Origin of the sequence: Enterobacter sp. FUJ80071, assembly GCF_038739915.1 — a bacterium.
GTDB lineage: Bacteria > Pseudomonadota > Gammaproteobacteria > Enterobacterales > Enterobacteriaceae > Enterobacter > Enterobacter kobei.
Genome location: NZ_JBBXKH010000001.1, coordinates 895,974 through 915,348 on the forward strand (window position 1 = coordinate 895,974; position 19,375 = coordinate 915,348).

Here is a 19,375-nt window from a genome sequence, read left to right on the forward strand (position 1 = left end):
ACAATCTGTGTGGGCACTCAAAGTGACATGGATTCTTAACGTCCTCGGACGAAAAATGAATACCAAGTCTCTGAGTGAACATACGTAATTCATTACGAAGTTTAATTCACGAGCATCAAACTTAAATTGAAGAGTTTGATCATGGCTCAGATTGAACGCTGGCGGCAGGCCTAACACATGCAAGTCGAACGGTAGCACAGAGAGCTTGCTCTCGGGTGACGAGTGGCGGACGGGTGAGTAATGTCTGGGAAACTGCCTGATGGAGGGGGATAACTACTGGAAACGGTAGCTAATACCGCATAACGTCGCAAGACCAAAGAGGGGGACCTTCGGGCCTCTTGCCATCAGATGTGCCCAGATGGGATTAGCTAGTAGGTGGGGTAACGGCTCACCTAGGCGACGATCCCTAGCTGGTCTGAGAGGATGACCAGCCACACTGGAACTGAGACACGGTCCAGACTCCTACGGGAGGCAGCAGTGGGGAATATTGCACAATGGGCGCAAGCCTGATGCAGCCATGCCGCGTGTATGAAGAAGGCCTTCGGGTTGTAAAGTACTTTCAGCGGGGAGGAAGGTGTTGTGGTTAATAACCGCAGCAATTGACGTTACCCGCAGAAGAAGCACCGGCTAACTCCGTGCCAGCAGCCGCGGTAATACGGAGGGTGCAAGCGTTAATCGGAATTACTGGGCGTAAAGCGCACGCAGGCGGTCTGTCAAGTCGGATGTGAAATCCCCGGGCTCAACCTGGGAACTGCATTCGAAACTGGCAGGCTAGAGTCTTGTAGAGGGGGGTAGAATTCCAGGTGTAGCGGTGAAATGCGTAGAGATCTGGAGGAATACCGGTGGCGAAGGCGGCCCCCTGGACAAAGACTGACGCTCAGGTGCGAAAGCGTGGGGAGCAAACAGGATTAGATACCCTGGTAGTCCACGCCGTAAACGATGTCGACTTGGAGGTTGTGCCCTTGAGGCGTGGCTTCCGGAGCTAACGCGTTAAGTCGACCGCCTGGGGAGTACGGCCGCAAGGTTAAAACTCAAATGAATTGACGGGGGCCCGCACAAGCGGTGGAGCATGTGGTTTAATTCGATGCAACGCGAAGAACCTTACCTACTCTTGACATCCAGAGAACTTAGCAGAGATGCTTTGGTGCCTTCGGGAACTCTGAGACAGGTGCTGCATGGCTGTCGTCAGCTCGTGTTGTGAAATGTTGGGTTAAGTCCCGCAACGAGCGCAACCCTTATCCTTTGTTGCCAGCGGTTAGGCCGGGAACTCAAAGGAGACTGCCAGTGATAAACTGGAGGAAGGTGGGGATGACGTCAAGTCATCATGGCCCTTACGAGTAGGGCTACACACGTGCTACAATGGCGCATACAAAGAGAAGCGACCTCGCGAGAGCAAGCGGACCTCATAAAGTGCGTCGTAGTCCGGATTGGAGTCTGCAACTCGACTCCATGAAGTCGGAATCGCTAGTAATCGTAGATCAGAATGCTACGGTGAATACGTTCCCGGGCCTTGTACACACCGCCCGTCACACCATGGGAGTGGGTTGCAAAAGAAGTAGGTAGCTTAACCTTCGGGAGGGCGCTTACCACTTTGTGATTCATGACTGGGGTGAAGTCGTAACAAGGTAACCGTAGGGGAACCTGCGGTTGGATCACCTCCTTACCTTAAAGAACCTGCCTTTGCAGTGCTCACACAGATTGTCTGATGAAAAGTAAATAGCAAGGCGTCTTGCGATTGAGACTTCAGTGTCCCCTTCGTCTAGAGGCCCAGGACACCGCCCTTTCACGGCGGTAACAGGGGTTCGAATCCCCTAGGGGACGCCACTTGCTGGTTCGTGAGTGAAAGTCGCCGACCCCCGTATCTCAAAACTCATCTTCGGGTGACGTTTGAGATATTTGCTCTTTAAAAATCTGGATCAAGCTGAAAATTGAAACGACACACATGTTATGTGTGTTCGAGTCTCTCAAATTTTCGCAAACCGATGATGAATCGAAAGAAACATCTTCGGGTTGTGAGGTTAAGCGACTAAGCGTACACGGTGGATGCCCTGGCAGTCAGAGGCGATGAAGGACGTGCTAATCTGCGAAAAGCGCCGGCGAGGTGATATGAACCTTTGACCCGGCGATGTCCGAATGGGGAAACCCAGTGTGTTCCGACACACTATCGTTAACTGAATACATAGGTTAACGAGGCGAACCGGGGGAACTGAAACATCTAAGTACCCCGAGGAAAAGAAATCAACCGAGATTCCCCCAGTAGCGGCGAGCGAACGGGGAGCAGCCCGGAGTCTGAATCAGCTTGTGTGTTAGTGGAACGGTCTGGAAAGTCCGACGGTACAGGGTGATAGTCCCGTACACGAAAATGCACAGGTTGTGAACTCGAAGAGTAGGGCGGGACACGTGGTATCCTGTCTGAATATGGGGGGACCATCCTCCAAGGCTAAATACTCCTGACTGACCGATAGTGAACCAGTACCGTGAGGGAAAGGCGAAAAGAACCCCGGCGAGGGGAGTGAAAAAGAACCTGAAACCGTGTACGTACAAGCAGTGGGAGCCTCTTTATGGGGTGACTGCGTACCTTTTGTATAATGGGTCAGCGACTTATATTCTGTAGCAAGGTTAACCGAATAGGGGAGCCGAAGGGAAACCGAGTCTTAACTGGGCGTTAAGTTGCAGGGTATAGACCCGAAACCCGGTGATCTAGCCATGGGCAGGTTGAAGGTTGGGTAACACTAACTGGAGGACCGAACCGACTAATGTTGAAAAATTAGCGGATGACCTGTGGCTGGGGGTGAAAGGCCAATCAAACCGGGAGATAGCTGGTTCTCCCCGAAAGCTATTTAGGTAGCGCCTCGTGAACTCATCTTCGGGGGTAGAGCACTGTTTCGGCTAGGGGGCCATCCCGGCTTACCAACCCGATGCAAACTACGAATACCGAAGAATGTTATCACGGGAGACACACGGCGGGTGCTAACGTCCGTCGTGAAGAGGGAAACAACCCAGACCGCCAGCTAAGGTCCCAAAGTCATGGTTAAGTGGGAAACGATGTGGGAAGGCACAGACAGCCAGGATGTTGGCTTAGAAGCAGCCATCATTTAAAGAAAGCGTAATAGCTCACTGGTCGAGTCGGCCTGCGCGGAAGATGTAACGGGGCTAAACCATGCACCGAAGCTGCGGCAGCGACACTATGTGTTGTTGGGTAGGGGAGCGTTCTGTAAGCCGTTGAAGGTGGCCTGTGAGGGTTGCTGGAGGTATCAGAAGTGCGAATGCTGACATAAGTAACGATAAAGCGGGTGAAAAGCCCGCTCGCCGGAAGACCAAGGGTTCCTGTCCAACGTTAATCGGGGCAGGGTGAGTCGACCCCTAAGGCGAGGCCGAAAGGCGTAGTCGATGGGAAACAGGTTAATATTCCTGTACTTGGTGTTACTGCGAAGGGGGGACGGAGAAGGCTATGTTAGCCGGGCGACGGTTGTCCCGGTTTAAGCATGTAGGCGGAGGTTCCAGGTAAATCCGGTACCTTTTAACGCTGAGGTGTGATGACGAGGCACTACGGTGCTGAAGTAACAAATGCCCTGCTTCCAGGAAAAGCCTCTAAGCATCAGGTAACACGAAATCGTACCCCAAACCGACACAGGTGGTCAGGTAGAGAATACCAAGGCGCTTGAGAGAACTCGGGTGAAGGAACTAGGCAAAATGGTGCCGTAACTTCGGGAGAAGGCACGCTGATATGTAGGTGAAGCCCCTGCGGGTGGAGCTGAAATCAGTCGAAGATACCAGCTGGCTGCAACTGTTTATTAAAAACACAGCACTGTGCAAACACGAAAGTGGACGTATACGGTGTGACGCCTGCCCGGTGCCGGAAGGTTAATTGATGGGGTTAGCGGTAACGCGAAGCTCTTGATCGAAGCCCCGGTAAACGGCGGCCGTAACTATAACGGTCCTAAGGTAGCGAAATTCCTTGTCGGGTAAGTTCCGACCTGCACGAATGGCGTAATGATGGCCAGGCTGTCTCCACCCGAGACTCAGTGAAATTGAACTCGCTGTGAAGATGCAGTGTACCCGCGGCAAGACGGAAAGACCCCGTGAACCTTTACTATAGCTTGACACTGAACACTGGTCCTTGATGTGTAGGATAGGTGGGAGGCTTTGAAGCGTGGACGCCAGTCTGCGTGGAGCCGACCTTGAAATACCACCCTTTAATGGCTGGTGTTCTAACGTAGACCCGTAATCCGGGTTGCGGACAGTGTCTGGTGGGTAGTTTGACTGGGGCGGTCTCCTCCCAAAGAGTAACGGAGGAGCACGAAGGTTAGCTAATCCTGGTCGGACATCAGGAGGTTAGTGCAATGGCATAAGCTAGCTTGACTGCGAGAGTGACGGCTCGAGCAGGTGCGAAAGCAGGTCATAGTGATCCGGTGGTTCTGAATGGAAGGGCCATCGCTCAACGGATAAAAGGTACTCCGGGGATAACAGGCTGATACCGCCCAAGAGTTCATATCGACGGCGGTGTTTGGCACCTCGATGTCGGCTCATCACATCCTGGGGCTGAAGTAGGTCCCAAGGGTATGGCTGTTCGCCATTTAAAGTGGTACGCGAGCTGGGTTTAGAACGTCGTGAGACAGTTCGGTCCCTATCTGCCGTGGGCGCTGGAGAATTGAGGGGGGCTGCTCCTAGTACGAGAGGACCGGAGTGGACGCATCACTGGTGTTCGGGTTGTCATGCCAATGGCACTGCCCGGTAGCTAAATGCGGAAGAGATAAGTGCTGAAAGCATCTAAGCACGAAACTTGCCCCGAGATGAGTTCTCCCTGAGACTTTAAGTCTCCTGAAGGAACGTTGAAGACGACGACGTTGATAGGTCGGGTGTGTAAGCGCAGCGATGCGTTGAGCTAACCGATACTAATGAACCGTGAGGCTTAACCTTACAACGCCGAAGCTGTTTTGGCGAAGAGAGACGATTTTCAGCCTGATACAGATAACAGAATTTGCCTGGCGGCTTTAGCGCGGTGGTCCCACCTGACCCCATGCCGAACTCAGAAGTGAAACGCCGTAGCGCCGATGGTAGTGTGGGGTCTCCCCATGTGAGAGTAGGGAACTGCCAGGCATCAAATTAAGTAGTAAGCTGGTGCATAAATCCGGTGGTTACAAGCAGTCTTCGGTGGAGCGGTAGTTCAGTCGGTTAGAATACCTGCCTGTCACGCAGGGGGTCGCGGGTTCGAGTCCCGTCCGTTCCGCCACTTATTGAAAGCCCTGAGTTAACGCTCAGGGCTTTTTTCTTATCTGTTGTTTGATTATTGCGAAATGAGCAAAAATCCTCTGCGTTTTACGATCTTTTTCAATATAACAACGCCAGCGATAATCCTCCTCAGTTTACGAACATAATGATTGAGGAATACTATGACTCTCCCTGCATTTGGTCTGGGCACTTTCCGCCTGAAAGACGACGTTGTTATCGCATCTGTTAAAACGGCACTCGAGTTAGGCTATCGCGCAATTGATACGGCACAGATCTATGAAAATGAAGCTGCCGTTGGACAGGCCATTGAAGAGAGTGGCGTACCGCGTAACGAGATATTTATCACCACCAAAATCTGGATTGAAAACCTCAGCAAAGACAAACTGCTCCCGAGCCTGAAAGAGAGTCTGAAAAAGCTGCGTACTGACTACGTGGATCTGACGCTGATCCACTGGCCATCACCAAACGATGCCGTTTCTGTAGAAGAGTTCATGCAGGCGCTGATGGAAGCGAAAAAGCAGGGATTAACGCGTGAAATCGGTATTTCAAACTTCACCATTCCGCTGATGGAAAAAGCCATTGCCGCAGTAGGTGCAGAAAATATCGCGACCAACCAGATTGAACTTTCACCTTACCTGCAAAACCATAAAGTCGTGGACTGGGCAAAGCAGCACGGTATCCACATCACGTCATACATGACGCTGGCTTATGGTAAGGCACTGAAAGATGAGGCGATTATACGTATTGCTGAAAAACATAACGCGACCCCGGCACAGGTCATTCTGGCATGGGCAATGGGCGAAGGTTATGCCGTGATCCCATCGTCAACCAAACGTGTAAACCTGGCCAGCAACCTGTCAGCGGTCGACCTTCATCTGGATGATGACGATAAAAAAGCGATCGCAGCACTGGAGTGCAACGATCGCCTGGTCAGCCCGGAAGGTTTAGCGCCTGACTGGGATTAAGTTTCACTAACCCTCTGTCGCCTTAACCCTCATACAGCTCCTCTGGGAGCTGTCTTTATATGTTCACTCAGGAAGTCAATAAAAGCACGAATCCGCGTACTCACCGCTCTGTCACTGTAATACACTGCGCTAAAAGGCATCTCGACCGGCAAACGTTTATCCGCCATCAGTTCCACCAGTTCACCTCGTGCAATCTCCTTATCTATCATATAGTCAGACAGGCACGCGATGCCGTTCCCTTCAAGACACAGTTGCTTTAGCGTTTCTCCACTGTTTGACGATAACCCACTGGTAATTTCATGAAGCTGACCATCACGACAGGCGACAGGCCAGGTGTTCAGTGATACCGGTTCCGTAAAGCCCAGACAAAGATGCTGCTTCAACTCTTCAACGGTCTCCGGTTTACCGTGCTCAGCAATGTACTGCGGCGACGCGATAATTTTTCGGTAGCTGGCAAAAAGCGGGCGGGCGCGCAAGCTTGAATCGGTCAGTGTACCGGCCCGGATAGCCACATCCACTTTACGCTCGATGAGGTTGATAAACGTCTCTGATGAGACCAAAGAAAGCGTCATCTCCGGATAGCGTTCACGAAAAGGTTTGATCAGCGGCATCAGAAAGTGCAGTACTACCGGCGTGGCCGCATCAATGCGCAGCAATCCCCGCGGCGTGCTGCGGCTTTCCATAATTTCTGTCTCTGCTGCAGCCATCTCCTGCAGCACCGACTGCACGCGGCGGAAATAACGCTCTCCTTCTTCCGTCAGGCTCAGTTGCCGCGTCGTCCGGTTGAGCAGGCTCACCCCAAGCTTCATCTCCAGCTTTTTCACTGAGCGGCTGATGGCCGAGTTAGCCTGTCCCAGCTGTTCGGCTGCACGGCTGAAGCTACCGCTTTCAACAACGGCGACAAAGATTGTCAGCTCTTCTGACGTTGCTTTCATTGTTGCACTACCTGCAAAATTCTATTGATATTTTGACCATTTTTGTTATTTAAGCACTGGCGCATACTGCCTGTCATCTTAATCCTGATGATATGGAGTATTTTATGCCACTGGCGCTACTTGCCCTGACGATCAGTGCCTTTGCAATTGGCACGACCGAATTTGTTATCGTGGGACTGGTTCCCACCATTGCTAACCAGCTTGCGATCTCGCTGCCTTCCGCCGGATTGCTGGTGTCAATCTACGCCCTGGGCGTCGCCGTCGGTGCGCCTGTGCTGACGGCTCTGACCGGACGTTTTCCGCGTAAGCAGCTGTTAGTTGCGTTGATGGTGTTGTTCACCGCCGGTAACATTCTGGCCTGGCAGGCACCGGACTACACCACCCTGGTGGTTGCCCGTCTGTTGACCGGCCTTGCACACGGCGTGTTCTTCTCAATTGGTTCCACCATTGCAACCAGCCTGGTCCCCAAAGAGAAAGCAGCCTCAGCTATTGCGATCATGTTTGGTGGACTGACCGTCGCACTCGTTACGGGTGTGCCGCTAGGCACGTTTATCGGACAGCACTTCGGCTGGCGTGAGACGTTTCTGGCCGTCTCCTTATTGGGGGTTATTGCCCTTGTTGCTAGCCTGCTGCTGGTACCGTCGACTATTCCAGGCCGGGCCAGCGCCAGCCTGAGCGATCAGCTAAAGGTGCTTACCCATCCGCGTTTGCTGATCATCTACGCGGTCACGGCTCTGGGCTATGGAGGCGTATTTACCGCCTTCACCTTCCTGGCACCGATGATGCAGGACCTGGCAGGCTTCTCCCCGAGTGCCGTGAGCTGGATTTTGCTGGGATACGGTATTTCCGTGGCGATTGGCAATATCTGGGGCGGCAAGCTTGCAGATAAACATGGTGCGGTTCCGGCGCTGAAATTTATCTTCGCCGCCCTGGTGGTTCTGCTGTTGATATTCCAGTTCACGGCGTCCATGCAATACGCCGCACTGATCACGGTACTGGTAATGGGTGTCTTCGCTTTTGGCAACGTGCCCGGGCTTCAGGTTTATGTTGTTCAGAAAGCGGAGCTCTATACGCCAAACGCCGTGGATGTGGCATCCGGACTGAACATTGCCGCGTTCAATATTGGGATCGCGCTGGGCTCCATTATTGGCGGACAAACCGTCGAACACTTTGGATTAACCCAGACACCCTGGATTGGTGCGGTGATCGTCCTTGTCGCTTTCCTGCTGATAGGGCTGAGTGGCCGCCTCGATAAACCTACTCGCGTAGCACTGGGATAACATCAGTAAGTGCTTGCTTACAAAACTGGAAAGCGGTTTCTCAGAAATTGCGTTGAAAGTGTGACCTAAAGTCCCTATAACATTAGAACCAGTCCGTTTTCGGGCTGGTTCATGTTACAGAGGCCGTTTCCAAAAGTGCGAAAAAATACCTATGCCATGCGTTATGTTGCCGGAATGCCCGCGGAGAGGATCTTGCCTCCGGGGTCGTTTGCGAGCATAAGCCAGGCATTACCCGCAGGGACACCGTTAAGCAGCGATGACAAAATTCGGGTACTGGTCTGGAATATCTTTAAGCAGCAGCGTGCGGAGTGGTTATCGGTACTCAAGAATTTTGGTAAAGATGCTCATCTGGTTCTGCTTCAGGAGGCGCAAACCACACCTGAACTGGTTCGGTTTGCCACAACGAACTATCTTGCTGCCGACCAGGTGCCGGCGTTTGTCCTGCCGCAACATCCTTCAGGCGTGATGACCCTCTCTTCAGCACACCCGGTTTACTGCTGCCCGCTGCGTGAGCGCGAGCCTATACTGCGTCTGGCGAAATCGGCGCTGGTGACCGTCTATCCGCTGCCGGATACCCGGATGCTGATGGTGGTGAACATCCACGCGGTAAATTTCAGCCTGGGCGTGGATGTGTACAGTAAGCAGTTACTTCCCATTGGCGATCAAATTGCCCACCACAGCGGGCCTATCATTATGGCCGGTGATTTCAATGCCTGGAGTCGTCCGCGCATGAATGCGCTGTATCGCTTTGCGCGTGAAATGTCTCTGCGTGAAGTCCGTTTTAGTGACGATCAGCGTAAAAAAGCCTTTGGTCGACCTCTCGATTTTGTCTTCTATCGTGGTCTGAGCGTGCATGATGCCTCTGTTCTGGTCACGCGCGCCTCCGATCACAACCCTCTACTAGTCGAATTCAGTCCCGGCAAACCTGATAAATAATGGTGTGTCAGGTCTGCCGTGGGGCAGGCCTGCGCGGGTGCTGCCCTTTTATTTTTAACCAACAAAGGACAGTACGATGACAACAACACACTCCCATCATGACAACGTAGAAAAACAGTTTGGCTCCCAGGCAAATGCCTATCTGACCAGCGCCGTGCATGCTTCAGGCCGTGACCTGCTGCGTCTCGGCGAACGTCTGGCAGCATTCCCGCAGGCGCACGTGCTGGATTTAGGCTGTGGGGCAGGGCATGCCAGCTTTACGGCTGCGCAGCAGGTGGCGAAGGTCACCGCGTATGACTTATCCAGTCAGATGCTGGATGTTGTTGCTGAGGCGGCGAGAGAGAAAGGGCTGAGCAACGTGGATACGCGCCAGGGGTACGCCGAGTCCTTACCGTTTGATGATGCCTCGTTTGAGGTGGTGATTAGCCGTTATTCCGCGCACCACTGGCATGATGTCGGCCAGGCGTTACGTGAAGTCAAACGTGTCCTGAAGCCGGGCGGGATCTTCATTATTATGGATGTGATGTCTCCCGGGCATCCGGTGCGCGATATCTGGCTGCAGACAGTAGAAGCGCTGCGTGATACTTCCCACGTACAAAACTACTCCAGCGGAGAGTGGTTATCGCTTATCACTGAAGCGGGGTTGATTACCCGAACGTTAACAACAGACCGTTTGCCGCTGGAATACCCTTCGTGGATTGCCCGTATGCGTACCCCGGAAGCATTAAGTCAGGCGATTCGCCTCTATCAGGAGAGTGCCTCTGCTGAGGTAAAAGCGTACTTTGAATTGCAGGAGGATGGATCGTTTACCAGCGATACCATCATGGCTGAAGCGCAAAAAGCGGGATAAACAAAAAAGGCACCGAGGGGAATCGGTGCCTTTTTATCTTTCGATCGTGTAATCAGGAGTCTGGCGTAGCGCTGTTCTTCACAAACAACGTCAACTGGTCGCCTGGTTTCAGATTGTCAGTATCATTGTTCCAGCGCATTACATCTTTGATGTTCACGCCATGTCGTTTTGCGATACTGGACAGTGAATCGCCTTTACGTACGCGATAAGTGATGCTATCGCTGTTGCTGGCGAGACGCTGTGCGCTGCTACCTGCGCCTACCGTCAGAGTTTGACCCACTTTCAGACCTGAGCTGCGCAGATTATTCCACTGCTGCAGATCTTTCGCCGTCACGCCAAGACGTGATGCAATGCCAGAAAGCGTATCACCTGAACGCACCTTATAGCTGCGGCTGTTAACGGATGAAGCATCGGCGATCAGTGTTGACTGAACGGCGGCAATCTCACCCGATGCTAAAGACTCACGCAATTGCTCAGCATGTTTCTGCGGAACCATCACATACTGCGGGCCACTAGCCCCCAGCGTTGAGCCTTTAACGCCTGCATTAAAGGTTTTAAGTTTACTTACCGACATACCCGTCATATCAGCAACCTGTTGAATATCCACAGGGTTGCTGAGGCGAACGCGCGCCAGTGCACGACTTTCGTCTGGTGTTGGCAGTTGTACACCGTAACGCTTGCTGTTCTTGAGAATATCGCTCAAGGCCAGCATCTTCGGTACGTAAATCTTCGTTTCCTGTGGCAGTGAGAGCGACCAAAAATCGGTGGATTTACCCCGTGCTTTATTCGCTTTCATTGCCTTCAGTACACGACCCTCGCCACTATTATACGCTGCGACCGTTAACAGCCAGTCGCCGTCAAACATCTTATTCAGACGTTGCATCATGTCGAGAGCGGCTGTCGTTGAAGCGACAACATCCCGACGCGCATCATAGTTGCGGGTCTGTTTCAGACCATAGTTTCGCCCGGTGCTCGGAATGATCTGCCAAATGCCTGCGGCATTGGCGCCAGACGTCGCGTGTGGGTCAAAAGCGCTCTCCACTATGGGTAGGAGTACCAGCTCCATAGGCATGTTACGTTTCTTAACTTGCCCGGCTATCCAGTACATATACGGCTCTGCCCGTAACGTTACATCGTGGAGATAGCTCTTATTTCTTAAATACTTCTGCTTCTGTTCGCGAATCCGGCTGTTTTCCGGAATTCCCATCTTTAGCTCGTCGCCAATAGAGGTCCACAAGTCTTGCTCCTGCGCGAAAGATGTCCCATCGTCCATCCAGCGCGCCGAACTTGTAAACTTCCCTGCTTCCCCTTGACCAGCTGCAGAAAGGCTCTGTGCGTGCTGTTGTACGTTGCTGCCGTTCTGCGACTGGCAACCTACAAGCAGGACAGAGGCGAGTAATATCGCTTTTGCCTTCATGTGTGTGTCAATAGTTGCTTAAAAGACGAGCGATGATAACGGCGAAATTTTGAAAAGGCAACCCGCATTTATCTGAAGTTATCTTTCTTTGACCTTAACCATGCAAATCGTTGTTCTGGTTGTTGCAAATTTGTTTCTTGGTTAATTTTATTAATTAAATCAATATCATCTGTTCGCAGAAATAAATTAATTCGGCGCTCATTTTTCAGAATTGCGGGTAGTGTATTTTGGTTTTTTGCACGTAACTCCTTCACTTTGTGATAATAATCCTGAATCGCCCGATCCTCGGGTAAGAGGCTCACCGCAAACTTCATATTCCCTAATGTATACTCATGGGCACAACAAATAAGTGTGTCATCGGGTAAAGCACTAATCTTTTGTAAAGACTGATACATCTGTTCTGGTGTGCCTTCAAAAAGTCTTCCGCAACCGCCTGAGAAGAGGGTGTCGCCACAAAAAAGATAAGGTTTACTGTAGAAACACAGATGTCCCAAAGTGTGACCTGGCGTAGCAAATACGGAAAACTCCCACTCACGGATGTGGATATTTTCGCCCTCATTGACTACTTGCGTCGTTCCCTTATCTTGTGTCTCAGCCGGTCCGTAAACCACAAGATGCGGAAAATGAGCGCGCAGTTCCGGCACGCCGCCAGTGTGATCGTTATGATGGTGCGTCAACAGAATGGCTTCTGGCTGCCAGCCGTTCTCCTTTATTGCATCAAGCACAGGGGCGGATTCGCCGGGATCGACAATGACGCATCGACGATCGTTATCGACCAAAACCCAGATGTAATTGTCCTGAAAAGCAGGAATACTGATAAGATTCATACATTACCTCTTATAGCGTGGCGGGTGTTTTGATGAAACCGGCAAGGATACCTCAGACTGTCGCAGCACCGGAACGTTGGGCGGAATTGCCCTGGGGTGAATACTATCGCGAGGCGCTTGAGCAACAGCTGAAGCCCTGGCTCGCGAAAATGTATGGCTTTCACCTGCTTAAGATTGGCAATCTCAGCGCAGAAATCAATACCGAAAGCTGCGCCATCTCACATCAGGTCAATGTCTCTCTCGGCGGATCGCCGGTTCAGGTGAAGGCTGACCCATTGCATCTGCCGTTTGCGGAAAAATCCGTAGATGCGTGTCTTCTTGCCCACGCGCTGCCCTGGTGCAGCGATCCTCATCGTATGCTGCGTGAAGCCGATCGCGTGCTGATTGATGACGGCTGGCTGATACTCAGCGGTTTTAATCCGCTGAGTCTGATGGGGTTACGTAAGCTGGTGCCTGTATTGCGCCGAACGCCACCCTATAACAGCCGGATGTTCACCATGATGCGCCAGCTCGACTGGCTGTCACTGCTCAACTTTGAAGTGCTCTGCTATGGCGGTTTTCAGGTACTGCCGTGGGCGCGGCAGGGGGGAGTCTTGCTGAGTACGCATTTGCCCGCATTAGGCTGCATGCAGTTTATCGTCGCGCGTAAGCGAACCATCCCTCTGACGCTTAACCCCATGAAGCAGAGCAAATCGAAAACGCCCATCCGCCAGACCGTTGGCGCAACGCGGCAGTACAGAAAACCCTGATCAGGATTCAGGCTGGTAGCCAGTATCCTCATGGGCCGGATTTGAGGCCGCCGCGCGCGCCAGTTCATCGCAGCGCTCGTTTTCCGGGTGGCCGGCGTGGCCTTTAACCCACTCCCACTTAATCTCGTGCTGGCCCAGTGCCGCATCAAGGCGCTTCCAGAGATCGACGTTCTTCACGGGCTTCTTATCTGCAGTTTTCCAGCCGCGTTTTTTCCAGTTGTGGATCCACTGAGTGATGCCCTGTCGCACGTACTGGCTATCCGTACTCAACACCACGTCGCAGTGTTCTTTTAAGGCTTCCAGCGCCACAATGGCTGCCATCAACTCCATACGGTTGTTGGTGGTCAGGAAATACCCTTCGCTAAAAGTTTTCTCATGCTGACGATAGCGCATAATCGCGCCGTAGCCGCCGGGTCCTGGGTTCCCGAGACAAGATCCATCGGTGAAAATTTCTACCTGTTTACGCATCTCTGGTAGACTTCCTGTATTGAAACGTTCAGTTAAACGATAAGTCTGACATAAATGACCGCTATGAGCACTGCAATTACTCGCCAGATTGTCCTCGATACCGAAACCACCGGTATGAACCAGATCGGCGCGCACTACGAAGGACACAAGATCATTGAGATCGGTGCCGTTGAAGTGGTGAACCGTCGTCTCACGGGGAACAACTTCCACGTCTACCTCAAACCCGATCGGCTGGTGGATCCAGAAGCGTTTGGCGTTCACGGTATTGCCGATGAGTTCTTGCTGGATAAACCGACCTTCGCCGAGGTGGCAGACGAGTTTCTCGACTACATCAAAGGCGCTGAGTTAATCATCCATAACGCGTCGTTCGATATCGGCTTTATGGACTATGAGTTTAGTAAGCTCCATCGCGATATTCCGAAAACCAATACCTTCTGCAAAGTGACCGATAGCCTGGCGCTGGCGAGGAAGATGTTTCCCGGCAAGCGTAACAGCCTCGATGCACTCTGTTCACGTTATGAAATAGACAACACCAAGCGAACGCTGCACGGGGCACTTCTCGATGCCCAGATTCTGGCTGATGTCTATCTGGCGATGACCGGCGGTCAGACGTCGATGAAATTCAGCATGGAAAATGAGTCGCAGCAGACGCAGGGCGAAGCGGGCATCCAGCGCGTGGTTCGTCAGGCAAGTCGTTTACGGGTTGTTTTAGCCAGTGATGAAGAGTTACTTAACCATGAATCCCGTCTCGATCTGGTACAGAAGAAGGGCGGCAGCTGTATGTGGCGCGCCTGAAAAAACGCCATAATGTCTGTAAAATCATCGGTTGGGCGATTTTTGCAGCAAACGATTCAAAACGTGAGAAAAAGCGTTGACGAGATCGGAGGCACACCGTAATATGCGCCTCGTTCCCCAAACGGGAACAGTGGAGCGGTAGTTCAGTCGGTTAGAATACCTGCCTGTCACGCAGGGGGTCGCGGGTTCGAGTCCCGTCCGTTCCGCCACTATTCAGAAGGCCTGAATCAGAAATGATTCAGGCCTTCGTCGTTTCAACAGCCTGTGTCTTTTATCCCTCTTTCTTTTCATTAACAAAATGTTAATTTATGTGGTGCAATTAATTAACATTTGCACAGCATTAGTGCGTTATTTGCACTGTGTTTGTGCATTCTTTCGCCCAGCCACTTTTTGGCCTTAATCAGACTGTGTCGCTTTGTAAAAATAATTTTCATGAAATCATTCGCTTACAGTGGATATCGTGAAAGTTTTTGAACCAATAAATAATTGGTTCGGTTATTGCTTAATCATTAGCACGATAAGGTTCATGCCATATCAATAACTTATCGTTAATAAAAAGAAAATAATGATGATAGCGAGCGAACCAATATGGAAAAACCGTCACGGTTTCTGGCCAATTCCAGTACCGCGCTTGAGCAGTTGCGCGGGCTTATCAACCAGCATGAGTCAACACCAGGCACTCCGCTGCCCACGGAACGTGAGCTGTCGGAAACTCTCGGCGTAGGACGACGCGAGGTGCGTCGCGCGCTGGATGTGCTGGAAGAGGAAGGACGGATCTGGCGTAAACAGGGTAAAGGCACCTTTATTGGTCCCGCTGCCCCTGTTGAACCGCTGGCGCTTCAGGGATTGGTTCAGCAAACCAACCTGCTGGAAGTTATGGAAGCTCGTCTACAGCTCGAACCCGGCTTAGCCCGGCTTGCGGCACTGCGTGCCACCAGGGAAAACCTCGCGCTCATGCAGCGCATGCTGGAACGCATCGACAAGGTCAGCCCGGATGACCGCGATCTCAACGAACTGTGGGATAGCGCCTTTCACCGCGCTATTGCCGAGGCTGCGGGCAACCGCCTGATGCTCGGCCTGTTTGACGCGATTGATGCCGTGCGGCGCGAACCGGGCTGGCAGCATCTGCGCGAATTAGCCCGCACGCCCGAACGTGTCGACAGCTATAACGACCACCATCACAAGATCATGTCTGCGATTATCCATCGCCAGCCTAATGAAGCAGCTGCCGCCATGCGCGAACACCTGCTTAGCCTGCAAACCGCCCTGATTCAGGCGATCCACCTTGAGGACGACTTCACGCTATGACGACGATCCCGTTTAAGGACACCACGCCTGTACTTCGGCTGAATAATCTCAACGTTAAATTTTCCGGCTCGCCGGTTAGCGTACTGGACGGTATTTCCCTGACGGTCAAAGCAGGCGAGACGCTGGCGCTGGTGGGAGAGTCCGGCTGCGGGAAAAGTATCACCTCACTGGCGCTGATGGGATTACTGCCCGCCAGCGCGCAGATTGTCAGCGGAGAAATGCAGTTTCGCCGTCACGATCTGCGAAAGCTCTCGCCGCGGGACTATGCCGATTTGCGCGGCAGCGAGCTGGCGATGATTTTCCAGGAGCCGATGACCTCGCTCAATCCCGCTTTCACATTAGGCGATCAGCTCAGTGAAGCGGTCATGCGTCACCAGAGCGTTTCCCGCACAGAGGCGATGAAGGTCGCGCTGCAGATCCTGGAGAAGGTGCAGATCCCCGCGGCGGAGATGCGCCTCAAGGCTTACCCGCATCAGCTTTCCGGCGGTATGCGCCAGCGTGTGATGATTGCCATGGCGCTGATCAACCATCCTAAATTACTGATTGCCGATGAACCGACTACCGCGCTCGACGTCACCATCCAGGCGCAAATCCTCACCTTGCTCAACACCCTCAAAGAAGAAACCGGCACGGCGGTCCTGATGATCACCCACGATTTAGGCGTGGTGGCCGAAGTCGCCCAGCAGGTGGCGGTAATGTATGCCGGGCAGGTGGTGGAGCAGGGGAGCGTCGAGGCCATCTTTGCCGACCCGCAGCACCCGTACACCATCGGCCTGATGGGCTCAATCCCTTCGCTGGGTGCACGTAAAGGCCAGCTCTCCACTATTCCCGGGTCGGTCCCGCTCCCGGAATCCATGCCGAAAGGCTGTCGTTTTGCGACGCGCTGCCCGTTTGCGCAGTCTCGCTGCCATGATGAAAAACCGCCGCTCAACACGCTCGGCGCGGGTCATCAGGTCGCCTGCTTCCGCGTGCCGCTCGAACACCACATTGCCCTGGGAGAGACCGCATGACTACGCCAATTCTTGAAGCCCGCGACCTCAGCAAGCGCTTCCCTGGTCCGAAAAAACTCTTTTCACCGGCCCGGTTTGTTACGGCGGTCGATCGCGTTTCGCTTGCCGTGATGCCGGGTGAAACGCTGGCAATTGTCGGCGAGTCTGGCTCCGGCAAATCCACCCTTGGGCGTCTGCTGCTGCGCCTGCTCGCCGCCAGTGAAGGGCGCGTGTTTTACCAGGGTGAGGAGATTACCGACGCCTCGGGCGCCCGTCTGAACCAGCTCCGGCGTGAGCTGCAAATTATTTTCCAGGATCCGTTTGCCTCGCTGAACCCGCGCATGACGGTGGAGCAGATCGTCGGTGAGCCGCTGTGGCTGCACCAGAACATGAAGAAAGCCGATCGTCAGTACCGCGTCGCCGAACTCCTCAAAACCGTTGGCCTGCCTGCCGCCTGGTCCGGGCGCTATCCGCATGAGTTTTCCGGCGGCCAGCGCCAGCGTATCGGCATTGCGCGCGCGCTGGCCTCGGGACCAAAACTGTTGCTTGGCGATGAACCCGTCTCTGCGCTGGATGTTTCCGTCCAGGCCCAGGTCGTCAATTTGCTGGAAAGCCTGAAGCACCAGCTGGGGCTGACGATGGTGATCGTTGCCCACGGCCTGGCGGTGATTCGCCATATGAGCGACCGCGTGGCGGTCATGTATCTCGGGCAAATCGTTGAACTTGCGACCGTCGACGAGATCTTTGACGCCCCGCTGCACCCTTATACCCAGGCACTGATCGCCTCGGCACCACAGATGCAGCCGGGCATTGAACGCGACGCACCGCTGCTGCAGGGGGATCTGCCGAACCCGGCGAGCCCTCCATCCGGCTGCCGTTTCCATACCCGCTGCCCGTATGTTACCGATGAATGCCGTCAGGTTGAGCCAATTAATCAGGTGCTGGACGGTGGACGTCAGGTTGCCTGTCACCGCTGGCAGGATATCAATCGCGATCGCAGTGTTGTTCAGATAGCACCGCCATCCGCAGCTTTTCTGCGCCGCCGCGCGCTGTTTGAACACGCGGCCACTCACTCCTCCCTTCCTTCAAGGAACTCATGATAATGACAATGCGTAATTCTCTTTTGACCGTACTGGGAAGTGTTATGTTGCTTGGCGCGGCGCTGCCCGCCCATTCTGAAAGCGTGCTGCGAATTGGTCTGGGAGCTGACCCGGACATGCTCGACCCGCATCTGGCGCGCACCTACTATGGCCGCTTTGTCTTTGCTTCCCTGTGCGACAGGCTGGTGGATGTCGACGAACATCTGAAAGTGGTGCCAGGTCTGGCGAAGTCGTGGGCCTGGAGCGATGACGGCAAAACGCTGACCATGGATCTCCGTGAGGGGGTGACCTTCCATGACGGCGAGAAATTCGACGCCGCTGCTGCGAAATACAACCTCGACCGTGCGTTGACCCTAAAAGGCTCCCTGCGCAAAAGCGAGATCTCCTCGGTGGAATCGGTAGAGGTCACCGGTCCGATGCAGATTGCGCTGCACCTGAAAACCCCTGACGCCGCGCTGCTGATGCAGCTGACTGACCGCGCGGGCGCGATGATGGCACCCGACGCGGCGAAAAAGCCTGACTTTGCCGCCCATCCGGTCTGTTCCGGTCCTTATAAGTTTGACAGCCGCGTGTCCCAGGACCGCATTGTTCTGACTCGCTTCGACAATTACTGGAATAAAGACGCCTACCACTTCGACAAAATTATCTATCTGCCGATCCCGGACGCCTCCGTGCGCCTCGCGAACCTGCGGGCAGGCGATCTCGACCTGACCGAAGGCATTGCGGCCAGCGACGTTAAAACCGTTGAAGCCGACAGCAAGCTGGCGCTGGCGAAGGTAACGGGTCTGGGTTACCAGGGTATTACCTTCAACATCAATAACGGCAAGGTCCCGGCGAACGATCCGTTCAGAGATGCCCGCGTACGCGAGGCATTTTCGCAGGCCATCGACCGTGATGCGCTAAATCAGGTGGTCTTTGAAGGGCTATACACGCCGGCAAACCAGGCGTTTTCCACGGTGAGCCCGTATCACGTCAATTTGCCGGTTCCGCCCCGTGACGTCGATAAAGCCAAAGCGCTGCTCAAAGCGGCAGGCGTCACCACGCCGCTGACCGTCAACCTGCTGGTGCCGAACAACCCGACCTCGCAGCAGGTGGGTCAGGTTCTGCAGGCAATGGTTGCCGAGGCCGGCTTCACGCTCAACCTGCAGATGACCGAATTCGCGACGCTGCTGGATCGTCAGCAGAGTGGTGATTATCAGCTCAGTTTCTCCGGCTGGTCGGGCCGCCCGGACCCGGACGGCAGCATCTACGGCTTTGTCCATAGCAAAGGCACTCTGAATGACGGACGCTACAGCAACGCGCAGGTCGACGAATGGCTGACTCAGGCGCGCCAGAGCACCGACCAGGCCGCACGCCAGCCGCTGTATGACAAGGTGGTGAAACAGCTGCAAACCGACATGCCGATTGCCTACCTCTACTTCGAGCCGCGCATTTTTGGTCTGAACAAGCGCGTGCAGGGCTTTAAGCCTTACCCGGACGGCATCGTGCGTCTGGCGGGTTTGACGCTGGCGAAATAAACGTCCT

At 53.7% G+C, this 19,375-nt stretch carries 13 protein-coding genes, 3 tRNA genes, 3 rRNA genes and 1 pseudogene; 16 read left to right on the plus strand and 4 right to left on the minus strand.

Features of this window, described 5'->3' with window-relative positions; genetic code table 11:
• Nucleotides 1–123: 123 nt before the first annotated feature.
• From AAER43_RS04195 to dkgB, 6 genes are all read left to right on the plus strand, one after another.
• A 16S ribosomal RNA gene (locus tag AAER43_RS04195) occupies nt 124–1,663 on the plus strand.
• A gap of 85 nt (nt 1,664–1,748) precedes the next feature.
• Nucleotides 1,749–1,824, plus strand: a tRNA-Glu gene (locus AAER43_RS04200).
• Between the two features lie 192 nt (nt 1,825–2,016).
• Nucleotides 2,017–4,920, plus strand: a 23S ribosomal RNA gene (locus AAER43_RS04205).
• 64 nt (nt 4,921–4,984) lie between these two features.
• Nucleotides 4,985–5,100, plus strand: a 5S ribosomal RNA gene (rrf, locus tag AAER43_RS04210).
• The 16S, 23S and 5S rRNA genes sit together here with 2 tRNA genes alongside, the layout of an rRNA operon.
• 56 nt (nt 5,101–5,156) lie before the next feature.
• Nucleotides 5,157–5,233, plus strand: a tRNA-Asp gene (locus tag AAER43_RS04215).
• A gap of 160 nt (nt 5,234–5,393) precedes the next feature.
• Complete coding sequence (gene dkgB / locus AAER43_RS04220) at nt 5,394–6,197, plus strand: 2,5-didehydrogluconate reductase DkgB (protein ID WP_014882652.1); 804 nt, start codon at nt 5,394–5,396, stop codon at nt 6,195–6,197.
• 29 nt (nt 6,198–6,226) lie between these two features.
• On the opposite strand, the gene yafC is transcribed toward dkgB, so the two are convergent.
• Nucleotides 6,227–7,132, minus strand: coding sequence for a DNA-binding transcriptional regulator YafC (gene yafC, locus AAER43_RS04225; protein ID WP_050863206.1), 906 nt, complete (start codon nt 7,130–7,132; stop codon nt 6,227–6,229).
• 104 nt (nt 7,133–7,236) lie between these two features.
• Here yafC and AAER43_RS04230 point away from each other — a divergent pair, with 104 nt between their 5' ends.
• The 3 genes from AAER43_RS04230 to AAER43_RS04240 all read left to right on the plus strand — a co-directional run bounded on the left by AAER43_RS04230 (nt 7,237) and on the right by AAER43_RS04240 (nt 10,198).
• On the plus strand, nt 7,237–8,412 hold the full coding sequence (locus AAER43_RS04230) for an MFS transporter (protein ID WP_050863207.1): 1,176 nt from the start codon (nt 7,237–7,239) through the stop codon (nt 8,410–8,412).
• Between the two features lie 135 nt (nt 8,413–8,547).
• On the plus strand, nt 8,548–9,348 hold the full coding sequence (locus AAER43_RS04235; protein WP_014882655.1) for an endonuclease/exonuclease/phosphatase family protein: 801 nt from the start codon (nt 8,548–8,550) through the stop codon (nt 9,346–9,348).
• Nucleotides 9,349–9,424: 76 nt separating this feature from the next.
• Nucleotides 9,425–10,198 (plus strand): class I SAM-dependent methyltransferase, encoded by a 774-nt coding sequence (locus tag AAER43_RS04240; protein WP_047027763.1) that lies wholly within the window; start codon nt 9,425–9,427, stop codon nt 10,196–10,198.
• Between the two features lie 52 nt (nt 10,199–10,250).
• Here the strand turns inward: AAER43_RS04240 and mltD are convergent, their stop codons facing one another.
• Both mltD and gloB read right to left on the minus strand, forming a co-directional pair.
• Entirely contained in the window at nt 10,251–11,615 is a 1,365-nt protein-coding gene (gene mltD / locus AAER43_RS04245; RefSeq protein WP_023336785.1) for a murein transglycosylase D, read from the minus strand.
• Nucleotides 11,616–11,683: 68 nt separating this feature from the next.
• Entirely contained in the window at nt 11,684–12,442 is a 759-nt protein-coding gene (gloB, locus tag AAER43_RS04250; RefSeq protein WP_045281945.1) for a hydroxyacylglutathione hydrolase, read from the minus strand.
• Between the two features lie 32 nt (nt 12,443–12,474).
• Between gloB and AAER43_RS04255 the strand changes: the two genes are divergently transcribed.
• Nucleotides 12,475–13,191 carry a class I SAM-dependent methyltransferase gene (locus tag AAER43_RS04255; RefSeq protein ID WP_050863228.1) on the plus strand — a complete coding sequence of 239 codons (717 nt, stop codon included), beginning with the start codon at nt 12,475–12,477 and terminating at the stop codon, nt 13,189–13,191.
• On the opposite strand, the pseudogene rnhA reads toward AAER43_RS04255, so the two are convergent.
• A pseudogene (gene rnhA, locus AAER43_RS04260) lies at nt 13,192–13,691 on the minus strand (ribonuclease HI).
• A gap of 31 nt (nt 13,692–13,722) precedes the next feature.
• Between rnhA and dnaQ the strand changes: the two are divergent.
• The 6 genes from dnaQ to AAER43_RS04290 all read left to right on the plus strand — a co-directional run bounded on the left by dnaQ (nt 13,723) and on the right by AAER43_RS04290 (nt 19,368).
• Nucleotides 13,723–14,454, plus strand: coding sequence for a DNA polymerase III subunit epsilon (gene dnaQ / locus AAER43_RS04265; protein ID WP_032637426.1), 732 nt, complete (start codon nt 13,723–13,725; stop codon nt 14,452–14,454).
• 132 nt (nt 14,455–14,586) lie between these two features.
• Nucleotides 14,587–14,663: transfer RNA gene (locus AAER43_RS04270), tRNA-Asp, on the plus strand.
• A 379-nt stretch (nt 14,664–15,042) separates the two neighbouring features.
• Complete coding sequence (locus tag AAER43_RS04275) at nt 15,043–15,762, plus strand: FadR/GntR family transcriptional regulator (protein WP_014882662.1); 720 nt, start codon at nt 15,043–15,045, stop codon at nt 15,760–15,762.
• Nucleotides 15,759–16,772 carry an ABC transporter ATP-binding protein gene (locus AAER43_RS04280; RefSeq protein ID WP_014882663.1) on the plus strand — a complete coding sequence of 338 codons (1,014 nt, stop codon included), beginning with the start codon at nt 15,759–15,761 and terminating at the stop codon, nt 16,770–16,772. Before AAER43_RS04275 ends, AAER43_RS04280 begins: the two co-directional genes overlap by 4 nt.
• Complete coding sequence (locus AAER43_RS04285) at nt 16,769–17,851, plus strand: oligopeptide/dipeptide ABC transporter ATP-binding protein (protein ID WP_050863209.1); 1,083 nt, start codon at nt 16,769–16,771, stop codon at nt 17,849–17,851. The genes AAER43_RS04280 and AAER43_RS04285 overlap by 4 nt, the downstream gene beginning before the upstream one ends.
• Nucleotides 17,852–17,853: 2 nt before the next feature.
• The gene (locus AAER43_RS04290; RefSeq protein ID WP_014882665.1) at nt 17,854–19,368 is read left to right on the plus strand and encodes an ABC transporter substrate-binding protein; all 1,515 of its coding nucleotides are present in this window, start codon (nt 17,854–17,856) and stop codon (nt 19,366–19,368) included.
• Nucleotides 19,369–19,375 lie beyond the last annotated feature (7 nt).

Excerpts from the sequence above, each read along its gene's own strand:
- yafC (WP_050863206.1), bottom strand. The coding sequence starts at position 7,132 with ATGAAAGCAACGTCAGAAGAGCTGACAATCTTTGTCGCCGTTGTTGAA.
- AAER43_RS04280 (WP_014882663.1), top strand. The coding sequence starts at position 15,759 with ATGACGACGATCCCGTTTAAGGACACCACGCCTGTACTTCGGCTGAAT.
- AAER43_RS04255 (WP_050863228.1), top strand. The coding sequence starts at position 12,475 with ATGAAACCGGCAAGGATACCTCAGACTGTCGCAGCACCGGAACGTTGG.
- AAER43_RS04285 (WP_050863209.1), top strand. The coding sequence starts at position 16,769 with ATGACTACGCCAATTCTTGAAGCCCGCGACCTCAGCAAGCGCTTCCCT.
- dnaQ (WP_032637426.1), top strand. The coding sequence starts at position 13,723 with ATGAGCACTGCAATTACTCGCCAGATTGTCCTCGATACCGAAACCACC.
- AAER43_RS04275 (WP_014882662.1), top strand. The coding sequence starts at position 15,043 with ATGGAAAAACCGTCACGGTTTCTGGCCAATTCCAGTACCGCGCTTGAG.
- gloB (WP_045281945.1), bottom strand. The coding sequence starts at position 12,442 with ATGAATCTTATCAGTATTCCTGCTTTTCAGGACAATTACATCTGGGTT.
- AAER43_RS04240 (WP_047027763.1), top strand. The coding sequence starts at position 9,425 with ATGACAACAACACACTCCCATCATGACAACGTAGAAAAACAGTTTGGC.
- dkgB (WP_014882652.1), top strand. The coding sequence starts at position 5,394 with ATGACTCTCCCTGCATTTGGTCTGGGCACTTTCCGCCTGAAAGACGAC.
- AAER43_RS04290 (WP_014882665.1), top strand. The coding sequence starts at position 17,854 with ATGACAATGCGTAATTCTCTTTTGACCGTACTGGGAAGTGTTATGTTG.
- AAER43_RS04230 (WP_050863207.1), top strand. The coding sequence starts at position 7,237 with ATGCCACTGGCGCTACTTGCCCTGACGATCAGTGCCTTTGCAATTGGC.
- mltD (WP_023336785.1), bottom strand. The coding sequence starts at position 11,615 with ATGAAGGCAAAAGCGATATTACTCGCCTCTGTCCTGCTTGTAGGTTGC.